The 20595-nt window shown below is 43.1% G+C and carries 11 protein-coding genes, 2 tRNA genes and 3 rRNA genes; 9 read left to right on the top strand and 7 right to left on the bottom strand.

Features of this window, described 5'->3' with window-relative positions; genetic code table 11:
* Positions 1-35 precede the first annotated feature (35 nt).
* On the top strand, positions 36-1643 hold the full coding sequence (locus WDM69_RS06850) for a S41 family peptidase (RefSeq protein ID WP_338755186.1): 1608 nt from the start codon (positions 36-38) through the stop codon (positions 1641-1643).
* An 85-nt stretch (positions 1644-1728) separates the two neighbouring features.
* Here the strand turns inward: WDM69_RS06850 and WDM69_RS06845 are convergent, their stop codons facing one another.
* The 3 genes from WDM69_RS06845 to WDM69_RS06835 all read right to left on the bottom strand — a co-directional run bounded on the left by WDM69_RS06845 (position 1729) and on the right by WDM69_RS06835 (position 6264).
* Positions 1729-3621 carry a sigma 54-interacting transcriptional regulator gene (locus tag WDM69_RS06845; RefSeq protein ID WP_338755185.1) on the bottom strand — a complete coding sequence of 631 codons (1893 nt, stop codon included), beginning with the start codon at positions 3619-3621 and terminating at the stop codon, positions 1729-1731.
* A 56-nt stretch (positions 3622-3677) separates the two neighbouring features.
* Positions 3678-5546, bottom strand: coding sequence for a HAMP domain-containing sensor histidine kinase (locus WDM69_RS06840; RefSeq protein WP_338755184.1), 1869 nt, complete (start codon positions 5544-5546; stop codon positions 3678-3680).
* 82 nt (positions 5547-5628) lie between these two features.
* Positions 5629-6264, bottom strand: coding sequence for a response regulator (locus WDM69_RS06835; RefSeq protein WP_078307981.1), 636 nt, complete (start codon positions 6262-6264; stop codon positions 5629-5631).
* Between the two features lie 567 nt (positions 6265-6831).
* On the opposite strand from WDM69_RS06835, the gene WDM69_RS06830 reads away from it, so the two are divergent.
* A complete protein-coding gene (locus tag WDM69_RS06830; protein WP_338755183.1) occupies positions 6832-7941 on the top strand; it encodes a serine hydrolase in 1110 nt (369 codons plus the stop codon).
* A 69-nt stretch (positions 7942-8010) separates the two neighbouring features.
* Here WDM69_RS06830 and WDM69_RS06825 read toward each other — a convergent pair whose 3' ends face one another.
* Positions 8011-8340, bottom strand: coding sequence for a TraR/DksA family transcriptional regulator (locus WDM69_RS06825; protein ID WP_078308117.1), 330 nt, complete (start codon positions 8338-8340; stop codon positions 8011-8013).
* Positions 8341-8578: 238 nt separating this feature from the next.
* Between WDM69_RS06825 and WDM69_RS06820 the strand changes: the two genes are divergently transcribed.
* The 7 genes from WDM69_RS06820 to rrf all read left to right on the top strand — a co-directional run bounded on the left by WDM69_RS06820 (position 8579) and on the right by rrf (position 16690).
* Positions 8579-9481, top strand: coding sequence for a 23S rRNA (adenine(2030)-N(6))-methyltransferase RlmJ (locus WDM69_RS06820; RefSeq protein WP_078307977.1), 903 nt, complete (start codon positions 8579-8581; stop codon positions 9479-9481).
* Positions 9482-9633: 152 nt separating this feature from the next.
* Entirely contained in the window at positions 9634-10515 is an 882-nt protein-coding gene (pssA, locus tag WDM69_RS06815) for a CDP-diacylglycerol--serine O-phosphatidyltransferase (protein ID WP_078307975.1), read from the top strand.
* A 692-nt stretch (positions 10516-11207) separates the two neighbouring features.
* Positions 11208-12738: ribosomal RNA gene (locus WDM69_RS06810) — 16S ribosomal RNA — on the top strand.
* 129 nt (positions 12739-12867) lie between these two features.
* Positions 12868-12944 (top strand) — tRNA-Ile (locus tag WDM69_RS06805).
* A gap of 5 nt (positions 12945-12949) precedes the next feature.
* Positions 12950-13025, top strand: a tRNA-Ala gene (locus WDM69_RS06800).
* A 263-nt stretch (positions 13026-13288) separates the two neighbouring features.
* Positions 13289-16450: ribosomal RNA gene (locus WDM69_RS06795) — 23S ribosomal RNA — on the top strand.
* A gap of 126 nt (positions 16451-16576) precedes the next feature.
* Positions 16577-16690, top strand: a 5S ribosomal RNA gene (gene rrf, locus WDM69_RS06790).
* The 16S, 23S and 5S rRNA genes sit together here with 2 tRNA genes alongside, the layout of an rRNA operon.
* Positions 16691-16735: 45 nt before the next feature.
* Here the strand turns inward: rrf and fhuB are convergent.
* From fhuB to WDM69_RS06775, 3 genes are all read right to left on the bottom strand, one after another.
* The gene (gene fhuB, locus WDM69_RS06785; protein WP_338755901.1) at positions 16736-18706 is read right to left on the bottom strand and encodes a Fe(3+)-hydroxamate ABC transporter permease FhuB; all 1971 of its coding nucleotides are present in this window, start codon (positions 18704-18706) and stop codon (positions 16736-16738) included.
* Between the two features lie 76 nt (positions 18707-18782).
* Complete coding sequence (locus WDM69_RS06780; RefSeq protein WP_338755182.1) at positions 18783-19745, bottom strand: ABC transporter substrate-binding protein; 963 nt, start codon at positions 19743-19745, stop codon at positions 18783-18785.
* The gene (locus tag WDM69_RS06775) at positions 19742-20515 is read right to left on the bottom strand and encodes an ABC transporter ATP-binding protein (protein ID WP_078306944.1); all 774 of its coding nucleotides are present in this window, start codon (positions 20513-20515) and stop codon (positions 19742-19744) included. Before WDM69_RS06775 ends, WDM69_RS06780 begins: the two co-directional genes overlap by 4 nt.
* Positions 20516-20595: the final 80 nt, after the last annotated feature.

The raw sequence follows: 20595 nt of genomic DNA, 5'->3' as shown, positions 1-20595 counted from the left end.
TTTTGATTGGGTGTTTTTTTGATTGAGTACTGTGTATGAATGAATGTCGAACATTTGCCTTGATAAAATCTTGTTCGATGAATCACCTTGTTAGCCACCGTGATATAAGACGTTCAGTGGTTGGCATCACTCATTCAAATAAAGCATGGCGATGGGGGATATCGCTGGTTTTACAGATGGCCATCATGCCCATTGCCTTGGCTTCTTCTGCCATCAATCCCAACCCTTTATCATCACTACTGACCAACCATCAACATGGTTTTTCTGTTGAAGAATCGCTTCCTTCTAATGATGGTTTAGATGTGGAAGTTCTGGGGCAAAAAGACCTAAGTTGGCAGGCAGACACCGTTGACTCTGCCCAACCATTGCCTCCTGTTACCCAAAGCGTGCCATTAAATGCCATCTCGCCAAAGACGTTGGCCATGTTTGTGGATTTGATAAATACCATCAGAACCCAATATCTATATGCTGTTAATGATGAAAACTTGTTTGTTCAAGCGATGAAAGGCATGTTAAAGGGGTTAGATCCTTATTCTGAGCTATTGGACAGACAACAATATGATGACCTACAGACAATCACCCAAGGGGGTTTGGGTCAGGTGGGTATTGATGTGGCATATCATGACGACTTGGCTCATTGGGTGGTCGAAGCCGTGTTGCCTGAATCGCCAGCAGAACAGCAAGGCATCAATGTTGGGGATTATCTTCATGCCATTGATGGGGTTAAGCTGACCAAAATGCTGAATCCTGAGGACGTCAAAGCCAAGTTAATAGGGCTGATTGGCTCTTACGTTGAGCTGTCGGTGTCGATGGCAGGCAGACAAAAGCGTCAAGTTGGTTTGGCACGTAGCATCAATACAGACGCATCGGTGTCTGTGTCTTGGCAAGATGGCATTGCCATTATTCGCATACCTGTGTTTCAAGAAGTGAGCCGCCAACAAATTTTGCAAGAGCTGTTGCGTTACCCAGAACCTGTGCGTGGAGTCATATTTGATGTGCGTAATAACCCTGGTGGGGTTTTGGAATCGGCGGTTGCGATTGTCAGTTTGTTTCAAAACAATCATAAGCCCATCGCTTATCTCGAAAATCGGCAAGGCATCAAAGAGGCGTTTTATCCTAAAGGTAGGGCAATATTGGCAGGCTTACCCGTGGTGGTGTTGCAAAATCGCCATTCAGCATCTGCCAGTGAAGTCATGGCAAGTGGTTTAAAAAACAATCCCACTACCCTTATCATGGGTGAAACCAGCTATGGTAAAGGTTCGGTGCAAAGTGTGTTTGAGCTTGACCAAGATTATGCCATTAAATTGACGGTTGCTCATTATCTTGATGCCAATCAACAAAATATTCATGGTCAAGGTGTCATGCCTGATGTTGCCTTGTTACCATTGCCTATCCAAGCAATGTCTACCAAAGCAATGCCCACCCAAGCAGATGACAATAAGTTTATCCCCAAACCTTTTAATCCTCTAGACAGATTAGATGGGGCAGATGACCCTTGGCTACAACAAGCCCTACTTTGGGTAACAGGTCAATCATTAAATGCAGAGCTATTAGATGCCAAACAACCCCAAAATCGCAAAACTTGGCTCACACATTTTCCCCATGGCATACGCTTATCTGAGCAGATAAACAACATGCCTTAACTTTGATGTGATGACATTAATATTTAACACTGTCATCTTGTTAGAATTTACTTAAGCTTCTTTGCGTTTGTTTTTTTGTATTTAATCACATGTCAGCATCATCGGCTTCATAGTCAATTTCCAGCTTATCCATGCGATAACGCAAAGAACGCATGGTCAAGTTAAGCAATCTGGCAGCTTCTGTTTTATTGCCTTCAGATAATTTGAGTGCTTCAGCAATTAGGATTCTTTCTTGTTCTTGTAAAAACGCTTCTATGCCGTATTTGGGCAGATTATTTGGCTTTAGATGTTCATCTAAAAAGCTCTGCCAAATGGTCAGATTAGCCCCCACTTTATTATTGGCACTCAATCGATTCATCTCTTTTTGGTGTGTGTTTTTATCATTATTTTGTTCGATGTTGTTTTGTCCAGTATTGTGTTTATCGTCATGCTGGCTTGTGGGTGAGTGGCTTATGGGAAAAAGATAAGCATCAGTTTGGTGTTGGTTTTGTGTATTGTTTGTATTGTTTGTATTGTTTGTATTGTTTGTATTGTTTGTATTGTTTGTGAAATTAGGGGAGGTGTTGGGGGCTGTGCTGACGGTGATGGAGCTTGGCATGTTGACATTGGCATTGCCATAGCGTGGTGTTAAAGCATTGGCATTCATGCTGATGTTGGGTTGGGGTGGCAATAAAGTACTGGTTTGGTTCGGTCTTAGTTTATTATTTATGGTTGGGCTGTTTGCCATTTGGTTGTTGAGTTGATTGGCTCTGTGAGTGTCTTGCTGAGTTTGTTGGTGTTGTGTTGGTGCGTTGCGAGACAGATGTGTGGGCTGTAGATGAGTGACGTCTATGTCTGTGCTGTCGGTCATGGTTATCGCCCGTTCAAGCAAATTTCTTAATTCACGCACATTACCCACAAAGTCATAATGTTGTAAAAAATCAATGGCAGTGTCAGTGAGATGTAATGGCTCCTCAAGTTGCCATTCTTGTTCAATTAAGCGTAAAAAATGACCTGCTAACATTGGCACATCACTCCTGCGTTGGTTTAATGTGGGCAGTTTTAGCTCAATGACATTGATTCGATAAAATAAATCTTGGCGAAACTGTCCTTTTTCAACCAGCTCATATAAGTTTTTATGGGTGGCAGATAGGATACGGATATCAACAGGCACTTCTTTGGTATCACCAATGGCTCTGATGGTTTTTTCTTGAATGGCTCTTAGTAGCTTAACCTGCATAGATAAAGGCAAATCTGCCACTTCATCTAAAAATAACGTACCACCATTGGCCTGTTGAAACAAACCCATTTTGTCCGTGGTTGCACCTGTAAAACTGCCTTTTTTGTGGCCAAAAAACTCTGATTCCATCAGCTCAGATGGGATAGCCCCACAGTTGACAGGGACAAATGCCCCTTCTTGTCTGGGGCTTAGTTGGTGTATCATGCGTGCCACCACTTCTTTGCCTGTCCCCGATGCTCCCCATAAAAACACAGGGGCTTGTGAGCGAGCAAGCTTGATGATGGTGCTTTTAAGCTGTGTCATGGTATCAGATGTGCCAATCAGATGTTTGTCCAACAATTGTTGGCTGGGAGATGGGGTGTTCTTAAGCGTGTCTGTCGGCTGGGCTTTGAATTCTTGACCGACTTTTAGGGCATGATACACAAGTTGTTTTAACCTTGGTAGCTCTAGTGGCTTGTTAACAAAATCAAATGCCCCAAGCTTTAAGGCTTCGATTGCCAAGTCCATGTTGCCATGAGCGGTGATGACCGCAACGGGGGTTAAGGGATATTCTTTGGTAATGAGTTTCACAATGTCTAACCCTGAGCCATCAGGGAGTTTTAAGTCAGTCAAACAAAAATCATATGCCTTATTTGCCAGATTGGTTTTGGCATGCTCAAGTTCATAGGCAATATCGCTGGTGATTCCCATTTTGGTTAGGGTCATTTGCATCAAACGGCACAAATCTGCTTCATCGTCAATTACAAGGGCGTGGGGCATAGATGGATATTCCTTACTATTGCTGTGTTTTTTTATTTTTACTGTTCATTCACTGTTCATTTTAAAGGTGATGATTGCGTCATGTGTCCTGTTGGCGATTGCACCGCTTTGGGTATCATCAAGCGAAAGCACGTATGCTCATGTTCTGCTTCATACGATAACTGGGCGTGATTGGCATGGGCAAATGATTGCGACAAATATAGCCCAAGTCCTGTGCCTTGATTATCGGTGGTGAAAAATGGCATAAATAGCTGTTCTTGTTGTGCTTGGGTTACCCCAACGCCTTCATCAATGACATCAATGGTAACATGCACATCACAACCCACCTTAAGAATAACAAAGGCATGGGCGTGTACCTTACCGCTAAATTTTAGACCGTTATTAATCAGATTGATTAAAATTTGTTCAAGATGATGGGGGTCAAAAAATATTTGACAATCACATTGACCCTGTAAAAACACATCATGTCCTTGAAAGTGATTGGCAATAAAGTCTGTTAACCATTCAATCAAATTCAATACTTGCAGGTTGGGCTTGTCTTGTCTTGACAATCTTAACACATCTTCAATAATACGATTGACCCGTTTGGTCTGCTTAAAAATCATCTGATACAACCCAGCGTTAGCATCATTGCTGGGGCTGATGGCAGAGGCGGTGATGGTATTGGCAGTCAACTGCCATTCGTCAGCATCAGCAATCAATAGCTGACTGGCTTGGGAAATGGCGGCAAGTGGGTTGCGAATTTCATGGGCAATGCTGGCGGTGAGCTGTCCTAAGGACGCCAGCTTGAGCTGTTGGGCGTTATTGCGTTCTCGTTTGACATCTTCGATGATGACAAGCAAGCTATTATCTTGTAATAAAGTGGTGTTAAACCGTAATGGTTGGTCAATGTGTTTAAACGGTTGTAGCTCAAATTGTGATTGTTGCATAAGACGGGCAGCATCAAGCTTATCTTGTAGCCTAGGCAGTTGCTCTTTGATGAATTCATTGAGCTTAAGATTGTTTTGATTAACGGCTTTTAGCTGTTCTTGTTCAAACTCTTGGCTTTGACTGCCGATGAGCCGTTTAAATCTTGCTGACATTTTTTTACCCAATCTTGTTTTACCCAACCTTACTGATGAAATGGCTGGTTTATGCTGAGTATCAGAAAAAAAGGCATTATTTGTGGTGGTAACATACAAGTCAGTAACATGTAACAAACTGGTAACAGCATGATTGTGCAGTAAAATGTTATTTTTTGTGTCTAACACCAGAACCCCATGATTGATTTTACTGATGACTTCGGTGTTGATGCGGTTGAGTGTTGCCAATGTCTCAGCATGCTGACTGGCAATCTGTTCAACTTGAGCCAGCCGCTTTGACAACGTCCAGCTCAAAAAACCCACACTGATAAAGCTCAATGCCATAAGCATGGCATCACTAAAGCGAAGTAGGGTCATGCTCCCTGCGATGGCATAAAAAAACTGCTGATAAATGATTAAAATCACCGCCAACATGGTGATGACAACAGCTTGATAAGAAATCAACAGCATAAAGCTGGCTGCCACCACCACCATGATAAGTAGCATCATCTGAATGTCTGCTGCCCCATTAATGAATATCAAAAAATTAAAAAATATCACATCAACCACAAACGCCACCAACAACTGACGCTGTGATTTATGCTTAACCAACACAAATAAAGTCATGGCAAACAGACTAAACAGAATATAAAACATCAGTATCAACTGCTGAAGTAAAGATGGCAGTCTTACCATGATGCGTGAGGCATCATATACCAACGCATAGCTGGTAACAAACAATATCACACTGATGAACAAGCGATAAGCGTAATAAAGTAACCCAATTCTGCGTATTTGTGAAAGTGGCAAAGACAGCTTAGATTGTGTTTGCCAATGCTCAGATAAGGACTTAAATAACGCCATGATTTTTATTACCTTTTTATGGTTTGATATGCCCTTTTGCCATCATTATGTGTCATGATGAATGTATCATGATGAGTCATCATTATGGTGTTATTAACCCATGACGCATCGCCAAATGGGTAAGTTTAACATCGCTGTCCACGCCTAACTTTTCAAAAATACGATAACGATAAGTATTGACGGTTTTGACACTGACAAACAGCTGATCAGCAATTTGTTGTGGACTTTGGCAGTTCACCACCATCATGGCAACTTGCTTTTCACGTTCGCTGAGTATGTCAAAGGGTGATTGGGGCGTTTCGTTTAACACGGTCTGTGCCAACTGTTCTGCCACATCACTGCTAAAATAACGGCCACCTTGAGCCACTTTTTTGATGGCTTTAATCATCTCATCAAACCCTGTGCCTTTGGTGATATAGCCATGCACACCAGCTTTTAACAACATGGACGGATACGGCTCAGCACTTAGACTGCTCACCGCCAGCACTTTAATGCCATTATCAAGTTGTAATAGTCGTTTGGTTGCTTCCACACCACCAATGTTAGGCATATTGACATCTAACAGCACCACGTTGGGGCGTAATTGGCGAGCCAACTGTAAGGCGGTGCTGCCATCACCAGCTTCTGCCACCACGTTGATGTCTGCATGGTCATGCAACATGTGACTGATGCCAGTACGCACCAAATCATGATCATCAACCACCATCACTGTAATCATAATTGTGTCTCTTTTAGTTACTGTATGGATTAGTTACCGTGAATTTATTTGCTATTTATTATAACATCTGTGTCATCAGAACTTGATGGATTAGCTGATAAGTCATCTTTTTTTTATGATTTATTGCTTAAATTTATCGTAACGTTGGATTTTTTTATACATATTTTGTGTGGTTGAAAATGATTCACTCAATCATGAATAAAATCGTGAATAAATCAATAGGTATGATGCGTGGTGATTAACACAGTTGCTTTAGGTCAAACGACTTGACACACAGTAAATTTACACAAAATAACAAAGTTAATCTCTGTAACAAACCAGCAAGAAAGTCTGAAAAATCAAGGTTTGTGATGATAAGAGACTTGTAAAATACATGATGATAAGTTATGTTATTCACACAATTTAACACACGATTTAACATTGGTTTTTTACCAATAACGCATGTGCTTAATTGATGGTAAGAAGCAATGACACAATAATTGATGTTGTTTAAAATTGACGGTTATTTTTTGTTATTTAGATATTTATTTAGACATTATGGCATGGCATCAACAAGGAAAGCTCAGCATGGCAAACACAACCCCATCTTTTGACAACACCACAGCGAAGGCAAGAAAAACCGCTTTTTTAACGTCAATGATATCGGTTGGGGTAGTATGCTTATCAACGACAGCACAAGCAGGTTTAAGCATCAATGGTGTCGACCAATCATCTCACCAAGCATCACCCCAAACATCACAAGGTCGTATTGCTTGGGGTGGTTCAGATAATCTAGAACGTGCTCGTAGCATTATGTACAACAACAGTGATGGTGGCACTGGCTATGGTGGCAAAAACACTGATGCTAACAACATCACCGCTTATTCTTATCCCAGTGAACCACGAAACTTTGCCAATTATAATGCCTTTGAAGAACTTGCCATCAGCACAGGCTCTCGTGGGGTCATGGTCTATGACTTAAGCACAGGGCGTAGTATCTATGAAAAAAATGCCCATCAATCTCGCCCGATTGCCTCTATTTCTAAAATCATGACGGCGATAGTTTTGCTAGATGCTGAGCAAAATATGGGCGAAGAGATTGTGCTTGAGCCAATTGATTTTGTAGGACCAAAAAAAGCATCATCACGCCTACAATCTGGCGATCGTATGAATCGTGCTGAATTGATACTGATGATGCTGATGAAATCTGAAAATCCAGCAGCCAAAACGTTGGCACGCCATTATCCGGGGGGGTATGGTGCTTTTATCCAAGCCATGAATCAAAAAGCTCAATCATTGGGCATGACATCTACCTACTTTGGTGATCCAACAGGGTTGGATAAGCGCAACGTGGCATCACCCAGTGACTTGGTCAAACTGGTGCAAGCAGCAGGGCAATATGATGTGATTAGAAGCTTTTCAACCACACCAAAGTATGATTTTTATGTTTCGAATTACAGCAGTGGCAACCGTCGCTATTATGCCACGAATACAAATTATTTGGTGAAAGATAAACTATACCCAATTGGCATCTCTAAGACAGGATTTATTAGCGAGGCGGGTCGTTGTGTGGTGATGGAAACTCGCATTAACAACCGCCCTGCGGTGGTGGTGCTGTTGGGTGCAGACAGCTCAGCGATACGTTGGCGTGATGCAGAAAACATTATCCAAAGTTTATCGATGCGTCGTTATACCTAAATATACTTAAACCATGCCCCAATTCATACACCAACCACTGCCCATACACCAACCACTAAATGCCCCCATTTATTGGGCATGTTGCATACATAAAGTGGCGTATGGCACGGCTTCAAGCCGTTTAGGCTCGATGGCTTCCTCACAGACGCTACATTCGCCATAAGTGCCATTTTCAATTTGGCTTAGGGCGTTATAGACGTGTTGTAACTCTTGTTTGGCTTCAACCAGCAAGTTTTTACGCATGTCATTATCTCGCATGGCAATGGCTTGGTCATCCCAATGTTCGTTCAACTCATCTTGAGGATTATATAAATGGTCTTCAATTTTACGAATACGAGTCAGCAACTCTTCTTTTAAGCTCTCTAAAGTCTGTTTGGCTTGACCATGGTCGTTGTTCATGTTAGCTCCTTGTTTTGTGTCTTGTCTCATGCTTTTTTTTGTTTCATCATGATGCTGTCAAACAGCATGTTATTAATGCCATAGTTATTAATGTCATCTGATGACTTTTTTTGCAAGTGGTTTGTATTATATCATAATTTGGCATCATAATTTGGTGAAGAAATTTCTTAAGCCAATCCTTGAGTGTGTTAACATGATAAAATAGTTACAATTCACATAATCGACTGGATTTGCTGTTATGAATTACCGACACGCCTATCACGCAGGCAATTTTGCAGACGTTGTCAAGCACATTTTATTGATACAACTGCTCACCCAAATGAATCACAAAGGTAAGCCTTACTATGTACTAGATGCCTATGGTGGTCGTGGCTTATACTCCTTAAAAAGCAACGAAGCCACCGCCACCAACGAATCTAAAAACGGCATTGGCAAACTTGAGCAAGCTGTCCACACCCAGCAGAGCAACCAACCCATGCCATCAGCAATCACAACCTATCTTGAACAACTTGCTCAAGCTCGCAAGTTTTATGACAAAAATGTCTATCCAGGTTCTCCTTGGTGGATAGCCAACAATGCCCAAAATAACAATGCCCAAAACCAAGACATTCTTATCCGAGCAGAAGCCTTTGAAAAACATGCCGATGAATTTGATGCCTTAAACTATCAACTTCACCAATTACCCATAGGTGTTCATCATCGTGATGCTTACGAAGGAATCATGGGCGTTATTCCCCCAAAAGAACGTCGAGGCATGGTGTTTATTGACCCACCGTTTGAACAAGAACATAAAGATTTTAGCACCTTGGTTGCCTTATTAGAATTGGCATACCATAAATGGCAACAGGGTATCTATGTGTTATGGTATCCCATTAAAAATATAGATGCCGTACAAATTTTTCATAAAAAAATGAAACGCACAGGCATCAAACGTCAGCTGATTTGTGAACTGAATGCCTATCCTGTTGACGTGCCAGTCGGATTGAGTGGCACAGGCATGTTGATTATTAACCCACCTTGGCAGTTTGACCGTCATGCCAAAGACATCACAAGTTATCTTGCCCCCATATTAAAAGCGAATGATGCCCCTGCCATGACTGCCGAACAGAGCCATCAAGTCAAATGGTTGGTTGGTGAATAAAGCAAAAAATGAATAAAGCAAAAAATCACGACATCACGATGACACAGTACTCATCTCACATGGCTGACAACCCAAATCACTTAAAATCAGTAGCTTAAAATCAATTACCTAAAGTCAATCGTTTAAAACCAAATCGCTTAAAAGACACCACCATGACAGAGCCAAAAACCTCCAAACCCAACAGCACCACACACAAAGGCAATACCACATATCATGCCGATACCGAACACGAACACAATCTTCGGTTAGCAGACACTGATGACTATGACGGATTGACTTTTGAAGTCATCGAAAATGAAGCACACACCAATGGACAACGTGCCAGTCGTGGAGTCTATCTTGCTCCCAATCTCATCACCACCATCTCACTCTTATCTGGATTTTTTTCCATCTTATCGAGTACCAATGGACAATTTTACAAAGCTGCATTGGCAATTTTTTTATCTGCCATCTTAGACGGTATGGACGGACGAGTCGCAAGAATGCTCAATGCCCAAAGTCCTTTTGGCGAACAGTTTGACTCACTTGCTGACATGTTGGCGTTTGGTGTTGCCCCAGCCATCTTAATTTATAGCTACGCTTTAAGCGGATTTGGACGCATTGGCATCGCCTGTGCTTTTGTTTTTACCGCCTGTGCGGCATTTCGTTTGGCACGCTTCAACGTACAAATTGGTGTGGTTGATAAAAAATACTTTGTTGGCTTAGCCAGCCCTTTAGCCGCCATTTTGGTTACCAGCTTTGTTATGGTTGCCATTGATCACAGTGAATTGGTTGGCACCTCTGGTCTGACCATCTCCATCATTGCAGCGGTTTGGGTGGTTATCTGTGGTTTACTGATGGTCAGTAATGTTAAATACCATAGCTTTAAAGAATTTGATAAACGCAAAGTTCCCTTTGTCGCCCTTATCGTTGCTGTCCTTGTGATGGGCATTGTCATCAATGACATTCCTGTCGGCATCCTTGCCATTGGCATCATCTATGCCATTTCAGGATTTATCACCACCATTAAACAAAAAATACAGTCAAAACAATAGCTCCCGGCTGACACCTGCCATCAGCCAGGCTCAAAAAACAGAATTTTTTTAAAAAACCCCTTGACACCATCTCACAACCCTATATAATACCTCGCACTTAAAGCAACAAACCAAGCCAAAGGTCAAGCAGACCGAAAGCGGAAGCGAACAACTTAAGAGCAACAACTTAAGTTAAGAAACAAAAAAGGTAAAAAACTTTAATCAACCAAACTTCAAGTTAAAGTTAAACATAAAGTCAAACATCAACTTAAAGTCAAAAAATTAAAGCAAAAAACCTTAAAAAAAAGCTTGACAGAAAATCAAACCATGATAAACTGGTCAGCTCACAATGACAAAACGTATCAAACTGATATTGATAGTTGCTAACAACAAACAGCAACCAAACAAAACAACATTGTAATAAAAAAGCAAAACAACAAGCGACGCTAATTATATTAACAACATAATATAGTAAAGCGAAGCAAGCAAGTCTAGTGGACGACACAGACAGAACTATATAACAACGAACCAAGAAACAACTTGTGTGGATTTTTACTGACAAAAAAATGGCTTTTAAAGAAACAGTCTTAAGCAAAGCTAACTTAAGCAAAAGCTTAAGGCGAAAGAAACAAATCATTCGAATCAGTAAATGACCAAGTTAATTCAAACAAATGAACAAACGAAGCGAATTTGCTAGTAAGAATGAGTCGATTAAACTGAAGAGTTTGATCATGGCTCAGATTGAACGCTGGCGGCAGGCTTAACACATGCAAGTCGAACGAAGAGGTCTAGCTTGCTAGACTGATTAGTGGCGAACGGGTGAGTAACATTTAGGAATCTACCTTATAGAGGGGGATAGCTCGGGGAAACTCGAATTAATACCGCATACGACCTAAGGGTGAAAGGGGGGCTTTATAGCTCTCGCTATAAGATGAGCCTAAACCAGATTAGCTAGTTGGTGGGGTAAAGGCCTACCAAGGCGACGATCTGTAGCTGGTCTGAGAGGATGATCAGCCACACTGGGACTGAGACACGGCCCAGACTCCTACGGGAGGCAGCAGTGGGGAATATTGGACAATGGGCGAAAGCCTGATCCAGCCATGCCGCGTGTGTGAAGAAGGCCTTATGGTTGTAAAGCACTTTAAGTGGGGAGGAAAAGCTTATGGATAACACCCATAGGTTCTGACGTTACCCACAGAATAAGCACCGGCTAACTCTGTGCCAGCAGCCGCGGTAATACAGAGGGTGCGAGCGTTAATCGGAATTACTGGGCGTAAAGCGAGCGTAGGTGGTTTATTAAGTCAGATGTGAAATCCCTGGGCTTAACCTAGGAACTGCATCTGATACTGATAAACTAGAGTAGGTGAGAGGAAAGTAGAATTCCAGGTGTAGCGGTGAAATGCGTAGAGATCTGGAGGAATACCGATGGCGAAGGCAGCTTTCTGGCATCATACTGACACTGAGGTTCGAAAGCGTGGGTAGCAAACAGGATTAGATACCCTGGTAGTCCACGCTGTAAACGATGTCTACCAGTCGTTGGGTCTTTTAAAGGCTTAGTGACGCAGTTAACGCGATAAGTAGACCGCCTGGGGAGTACGGCCGCAAGGTTAAAACTCAAATGAATTGACGGGGGCCCGCACAAGCGGTGGAGCATGTGGTTTAATTCGATGCAACGCGAAGAACCTTACCTGGTCTTGACATAGTGAGAATCTTGCAGAGATGCGAGAGTGCCTTTGGGAATTCACATACAGGTGCTGCATGGCTGTCGTCAGCTCGTGTCGTGAGATGTTGGGTTAAGTCCCGCAACGAGCGCAACCCTTTTCCTTAGTTACCAGCGACTTGGTCGGGGACTTTAAGGACACTGCCAGTGACAAACTGGAGGAAGGCGGGGACGACGTCAAGTCATCATGGCCCTTACGACCAGGGCTACACACGTGCTACAATGGTAGGTACAGAGGGCAGCTACACGGCGACGTGATGCCAATCTCAAAAAGCCTATCTTAGTCCAGATTGGAGTCTGCAACTCGACTCCATGAAGTCGGAATCGCTAGTAATCGCGGATCAGAATGCCGCGGTGAATACGTTCCCGGGCCTTGTACACACCGCCCGTCACACCATGGGAGTTGATTGCACCAGAAGTGGTTAGCCTAACTTAGGAGGGCGATCACCACGGTGTGGTTAATGACTGGGGTGAAGTCGTAACAAGGTAGCCGTAGGGGAACCTGCGGCTGGATCACCTCCTTAACGAAGCATTTAGGTAAGTAAAAATCCACAACAAGTTGTTTTTTGGTTAAAAGATTAAGTTAAAAAAAGAGCATAAGCATTTTTTAAGTTCAGACCAAAAATTGCGATGCAATTTTTTAACGGCTTTCGGGGTCTATAGCTCAGCTGGTTAGAGCACCGTGTTGATAACGCGGGGGTCATAAGTTCAAATCTTATTAGACCCACCATTTATGGGGCCATAGCTCAGTTGGTAGAGCGCCTGCCTTGCACGCAGGAGGTCAGGAGTTCGACTCTCCTTGGCTCCACCAGGCAAGCGAACAAAAACAAAGCATACATAAGCAATTTAAATAAGATTTCTTATTTATGCTTTCACAAAATAAACTGACGAAGTTTATCACTTACTATTTAACAACATAGAAATGAGTCTGGGTTAATAAATTAACCAACGTAATTTATTAACCATGGTGATTGTACCCAATACAATCACCTAAAGTAAAGAGAACTGAATCAAGCGTAAACACAGGTAAAATCGTTACTACAATTACCCAAACAAGACTAATTAGGATTGTATGGTCAAGTAATGAAGTGCACATGGTGGATGCCTTGGCAGTCAGAGGCGAAGAAAGACGTGACAGCCTGCGATAAGCGTCGGTGAGGTGGCAATATCCTGTGACCCGGCGATTTCTGAATGGGGAAACCCAACCAACACAAGTTGGTTATTACACAATTTACTGTGTAAGGCAAACCGGGAGAAGTGAAACATCTCAGTACCCCGAGGAAAAGACATCAAAAGAGATTCCCCAAGTAGCGGCGAGCGAACGGGGAGGAGCCGATCAATTTTACAGTAGCAAAATGGCGTGGGAAAGCCAACCATAGTAGGTGATAGTCCTGTATGCGAAACTGTTTAAGCGACACATTAAGTAGGGCGGAACACGAGAAATTCTGTCTGAAGATGGGGGGACCATCCTCCAAGGCTAAATACTCCTGACTGACCGATAGTGAACCAGTACCGTGAGGGAAAGGCGAAAAGAACCCCTGTTAGGGGAGTGAAATAGAACCTAAAACCGTGTGCATACAAGCAGTCGGAGCCCGACCACTTAATCGTTTTGAGGATAACAATGAATTTTTACTACGTCTATGTCATACAAAACATGGATAATCATGATGAGTTTTATGTTGGTTTTACCACCAATTTAAAACAAAGAATTGATGACCATAACAATGGCACAACTTACTCAACCAGAGCAAGAACATGGCGTATTGTTTATTGTGAAGCCTACATTAACGAACAAGTAGCAAGAAAGCGAGAACGAACCATAAAAAATAATGGTCGTATGAGAACTTTCTTGATGAATCGTGTCAAATCACAATTTGACAATCAGAACGATTAAGTGGTCGGGTGACGGCGTACCTTTTGTATAATGGGTCAGCGACTTATATTCTGTAGCAAGGTTAACCGAATAGGGGAGCCGTAGGGAAACCGAGTCTTAAAAGGGCGAATGAGTTGCAGGGTATAGACCCGAAACCGAGTGATCTATCCATGAGCAGGTTGAAAGTGCCGTAACAGGCATCGGAGGACCGAACCCACTGTCGTTGAAAAGCCAGGGGATGACTTGTGGATAGGGGTGAAAGGCTAATCAAACTCGGTGATAGCTGGTTCTCCCCGAAAGCTATTTAGGTAGCGCCTCGGACGAACACCATTGGGGGTAGAGCACTGTTTCGGCTAGGGGGTCACACCGACTTACCAAACCGAGGCAAACTGACGAATACCGATGAGTGATATCCGGGAGACACACGGCGGGTGCTAACGTCCGTCGTGGAAAGGGAAACAACCCAGACCGCCAGCTAAGGCCCCAAATTCCTAGTTAAGTGGGAAACGAGGTGGGAAGGCACAGACAGCTAGGAGGTTGGCTTAGAAGCAGCCACCCTTTAAAGAAAGCGTAATAGCTCACTAGTCGAGTCGGCCTGCGCGGAAGATGTAACGGGGCTCAAACTAGGAGCCGAAGCTGCGGATTTAATTGTTTCAATTAAGTGGTAGGGGAGCGTTGTGTAAGCCTGAGAAGGTGCACTGTAAGGTGTGCTGGAGGTATCACAAGAGCGAATGCTGACGTGAGTAACGACAAAACGGGTGAAAAGCCCGTTCGCCGGAAGACCAAGGGTTCCAGTCCAACGTTAATCGGGGCTGGGTGAGTCGACCCCTAAGGCGAGGCCGAAAGGCGTAGTCGATGGGAAATCGGTTAATATTCCGATACTTGTTTATGATGTGATGGAGGGACGGAGAAGGTTATGCCAGCCTGGCGATGGTAGTCCAGGTGGAAGGATGTAGGTAGGTTTGGTAGGCAAATCCGCCAAACTAATACTGAGATCTGATAGCAAGCGGTACATGTACCGTGAAGTGGCAAATACCCTGCTTCCAGGAAAAGCTTCTAAACGATGGTCATAAACGAATCGTACCCGAAACCGACACAGGTGGTCAGGTAGAGAATACCAAGGCGCTTGAGAGAACTCTGCTGAAGGAACTAGGCAAAATGGTACCGTAACTTCGGGAGAAGGTACGCTGCCGATGGTGATAAGACTTGCTCTTTGAGCTGTTGGCAGTCGCAGATACCAGGTGGCTGCAACTGTTTATTAAAAACACAGCACTCTGCAAACACGAAAGTGGACGTATAGGGTGTGATGCCTGCCCGGTGCTGGAAGGTTAAATGATGGGGTTAGCGTAAGCGAAGCTCTTGATTGAAGCCCCAGTAAACGGCGGCCGTAACTATAACGGTCCTAAGGTAGCGAAATTCCTTGTCGGGTAAGTTCCGACCTGCACGAATGGCATAATGATGGCCACGCTGTCTCCAGCAGAGACTCAGTGAAATCGAAATCGCAGTGAAGATGCTGTGTACCCGCGGCTAGACGGAAAGACCCCGTGAACCTTTACTACAGCTTTACATTGAACTTTGACCTGACTTGTGCAGGATAGGTGGGAGGCTATGAAGCAGATACGCCAGTATTTGTGGAGTCAACCTTGAAATACCACCCTGGTCATGTTGGGGTTCTAACTTAGATATTCACAATATCGAGGACAATGTATGGTGGGTAGTTTGACTGGGGCGGTCTCCTCCTAAAGAGTAACGGAGGAGTACGAAGGTGCGCTCAGAACGGTCGGAAATCGTTCAAAGAGTATAAAGGCAAAAGCGCGCTTAACTGCGAGACCCACAAGTCGAGCAGGTACGAAAGTAGGTCTTAGTGATCCGGTGGTTCTGTATGGAAGGGCCATCGCTCAACGGATAAAAGGTACTCTGGGGATAACAGGCTGATACCGCCCAAGAGTTCATATCGACGGCGGTGTTTGGCACCTCGATGTCGGCTCATCTCATCCTGGGGCTGAAGCAGGTCCCAAGGGTATGGCTGTTCGCCATTTAAAGAGGTACGCGAGCTGGGTTTAGAACGTCGTGAGACAGTTCGGTCCCTATCTACCGTGGGCGTTGGAAATTTGAGAGGATCTGCTCCTAGTACGAGAGGACCAGAGTGGACGAACCTCTGGTGTTTCGGTTGTCACGCCAGTGGCATTGCCGAGTAGCTATGTTCGGATGGGATAACCGCTGAAAGCATCTAAGCGGGAAGCCCACCTCAAGATGAGATTTCCCTAAAGAGCCGTTGTAGACGACGACGTTGATAGGTTGGGTGTGGAAGTGTAGTGATACATGTAGCTAACCAATACTAATTGCTCGTTTGGCTTGACCATACAATGCCTAATTGGTTTTATAGGGTAATGTGGTTGATGTTGATTTTACCTGTGGTTTTATGGCTTTGATTTGTCCTTTTTATCAGATTCATTTCTATTATCCTGTGTTTGCAGGATTCCCCCTTTGCTGACGACAATGGCAAGATGGTACCACCTGATCCCTTCTCGAACTCAGTAGTGAAACGTCTTAGCGCCGATGGTAGTGTGGTTTAACCATGTGAGAGTAGGTCATCGTCAGCTCCCTTTATATACCCCCCCCCCTTCAATAGAAGGGGGGGGTTTTACCTATTCCTTGGACATCATTCTCATTAGATATAACAGATATATTCCTCCGATGACTGACGCAATGATACCTGTTGGGATTTCGTATGGAAAAATGACATAGCGTCCAATCCAATCTGCGATAAGCATCAACCCTGCTCCTAGCATTGCTGACAATGCCAGCTGTTGAGATAAGCGTACCGCTCCAAGCGTCATTGCCAAATGCGGTGTCATCAGTCCAATAAAGCTTAAAGGACCGACAACAAGGGTCGAGATGGTACTAAGTAATGCAACAAGAATTAAGGTGATAATTTTGGTGCGTTTAATTGATACGCCTAAATGGCGAGCCATGGTCTCATTTAGGCTCATTATTTGCAGTGGTTTTAGTATGAATAAGCTGATGATGAATAGTACCAATGCCGCTATGACCACCCACCAAGCTGAGTTTGGGTTGGCGTAATAGGTTGTGCCAGATAGCCAATTTAATATTGCTTGTAATCTGGGATCACCTGATATTTTAATCAATGTTAAAACGCTGGTCATCATCGCTGAGATGGCAACCCCAACCAATAACAATAAAGAAGGTGATAATTTTCTGGCTAGCCATATGACCAAAAGAAGCACCAAGCCTGATCCAATCATGCCTGATACCAATAATACAGTAATGTCTGCATTTTTTTGATTTTCTAATCCCAGCATTGCCAGTAATAATGGGTTGAACAAAAATGCCAATATGACGCCTAATGCGCCACCTGAGCTAATTCCCATCACCTCAGGGCTTGCCATGGGGTTGCAAGTGAGTTTTTGTAATAGGACACCAGCACAGGCGAGCATGGTACCTGTTGCCATTGCAGATAATGTGCGTGGTAGACGAAATTGTTCAATTAAATAAACATCTGTTTGAATGGTTAAATGACCCATGGCATTTGGGGCAATATATAATGCAAGCCCGCCCATGATGGCCAATATAAGTGCCATTACAAACCAAAAAAAGCGTGTTTTTTCACTTCTTTTTATGGTTAAAAAGGCGAAAGATTCTTCGTGATGAATTTGCTGTTTGCTTTGATGGATTACCAGCCAAATAACCATGCCTGATCCTAAAATGCCTGTCAATGCACCAACAGGTAAATTAAGCTGAATCATGGGTTTAAGCCATGTTGTGAGTAGTGTAACCAAGTTGTTACTTAGCCATAAGAATACCGCGCCAAATCCAAATCCTGCCAACAATCGCTGCCAAATATGGCGGATTGCCAATAGATTGACCATGCTGGCTGAGGCAAGTCCAACAAAACTTAAGATGCCAACCCGACTCACCACGCTGGCTGTGATGATGGCGACCAAAATTATTGCCGCCAATCGTACCTGTGCGACAGGCACACCCAGACTTTTGGCTTGTCGGTCATCTAAGCCCATTAAGGTTAATGGTTTGAGCAATAAAAATAGAGCTGGGGGTAAAAATACGCTGATTGCTAATAAAAATTGGCCAGTTTGCCAGCTTGATTGAGTTAAGTATCCACTGCCCCAAACCAAAACCCCCATCGTCCAATCAGGATAAAATATGATGAGCAGTTGGGCAATGGAGAAAAATAAGATGTTCACCACTAAGCCACTTAAAATTAATATCACAGAGTTCATATGGCTTTTGGTAGAAATGGCAAAGACCAGCACCATGCCCAGCAGCGACCCAAAAAATGCAACCCAAAAACTTCCATGTAGCCCAAAACTTGGTGCAACGATGGCAACAATTAATAACGATAATTCAGCCCCTGATCCGACTGCCAGCGTGGTATCTGAGGCTAAGTTGTTTTTGACCAGTTGTTGTAGTAACACACTTGCCACGCCAAGCAAACCACCTGATAGCATTGCCACAAATATGGTTGGTATGAGTTGTAATTGTACAACCATCTGATTTAGGCTAAGTGATTGTGATGGTAAAAACAACCATACAAATGGATCATGCCAGGCTGTTTTTATGACCAAGCTTGTGCTTACCATTGCCAAACATAACAAACAGACAAACCATAAAATGACAGGGGCTTTTGGGGTGATTACTTGTTTTATTGCTGATATTTTATTGGGCATTGGCTATTTTTCCTTGAAAGGTTGCTTCATTAAGCCGTTCACCGAAGGTAACCATGGACGATATGCCACCGTATACCCACAGTGGTTTTATGACCGTCATACAAAGATTGTTTGCATATCCAAGCCTTTGCCATAATAAGGTGTCTCTGAGATCTTGGTAAAGCATGGGGCTAAAAGGTTCAACCACGACCAGACAAGTCTGTTGGTCTAATTTTGCCAAATCTCCCAATGTGATTGATAAAAATCCCCACATGTTCGCTTGTCCCATTTTATCTTCAAGCGTGATTAGACTCAGCCCCATTTCTTGAGTGGCAGGTTTAAACAAGCTGTTGTTGGCATAAATTCGTAAATTATTGGCATCTGCAAAATTCACCACGGCAATTTTTTGAATATCGGGATTTTTTTGTCTAAATATTAATCCCAGTTCATGCAGTTTTTGTTTAGATTCTATTAAAAATACTTCGGCTTGTTTGGGCTGATTGATGATTTCTCCCAGTTTTTTGGTTGTCTCGGCATAATTTTGCCAAGTTGCAATGTCGCCGTATGAACCAAAAAAGACGCTGGCATGAGGCGTGTCGCCATACAAGGGACGCAGATGAGCGTAAAAATCATTGTCAATAATCATATCAGGCTGTAATTGTGCCAATCGTTCGGGATTTGGATAAGACCTTGCTCCCAAGTCAATGGTTTGGCTTGGTAGTTCAGGTTTGCCAACCCAATCAGGATAAATTTTAACATCACCGACTGCCACGGGTGGATAACCCATGGCGGTTAAGGTGGAAGCAATCGCCCAATCAGGGGTGATGATTTTAAGAGGCTGGTTTTGTGTGGTGGTTGAAGAAGTGTTTTTCTGGTTGTGTTGAGTGGCTTGATGGGTATTTTGCTGATGGTTTTGTGGTTGGCAGCCAGATAGCAGTAAACTGATGGCGAACAGTAAGCTTTTTTGCATCATATGACCGCCACCTTTTTGCCATTCATGGGGTGGCTTAGTAAATGTAAATGAATGCCAAAGATACGCTCAAGCACCTTTGGTTGCATTGTGCTGGCAATATTACCAATATGGCACAGTTTGCCATTTTTTAGAGCAATGACTTCATCACAAAATTGTGAAGCAAGATTAATATCATGAATAATAATCATAACTGCCTTGTTTTTTTGTTTTGCCAAGTGTTGGATTAGGCGAAGTATTTCAACTTGATATACAATATCAAGTGCAGCAAGTGGTTCATCAAGCAAAAGATAAGGCGTATCTTGGGCAATACACATGGCAAGCCATGCTCTGGCTCTTTCGCCACCTGACAGCGTTGTCATCGACTGCTTGGCAAATTGTTCAATTTGAGTGTGTTGCATTGCTTGGCATAAGATGGCGTGGTCTTGCGAAGTGGGTTTTTGTAACCATTTTTGGTGGGGATACCGACCAAGCATCACAAGCTCAGAAACGGTAAAATGACTGGCATCAGGCAGCTTTTGTGGCAGATAGGACAGATATTGAGCAAGCGTTTTGGGCGGTAAATCAAAAATTGATTGATTTGTCAATTCATCTAATGCCACATGCCCACTGGTTGGTGTTATTTCACCTGCTAAGGTTTTGATAAGTGTTGATTTGCCTGACCCATTATGCCCAATTAAAGCATATATTTTTCCTTTTTCTAGGGTGATATTAATATCATGCAGTAAGGTTTTTTCTTGGCGAATAACCGTAAGTGATTGAGTAAAGAGCATAAATTAACCAAAAAAGATAACTTAATCAAAAAAGATAACAAATGGTAAAAAATCATGGTAAAAAATAAGGCAAGTTGTTA

The sequence above is a fragment of the Lwoffella lincolnii genome, from assembly GCF_037201985.1.
GTDB lineage: Bacteria > Pseudomonadota > Gammaproteobacteria > Pseudomonadales > Moraxellaceae > Psychrobacter > Psychrobacter lincolnii.
Note: the sequence above shows the minus strand (reverse complement) of the source record. Positions and strands in the feature narration are given on the sequence as shown.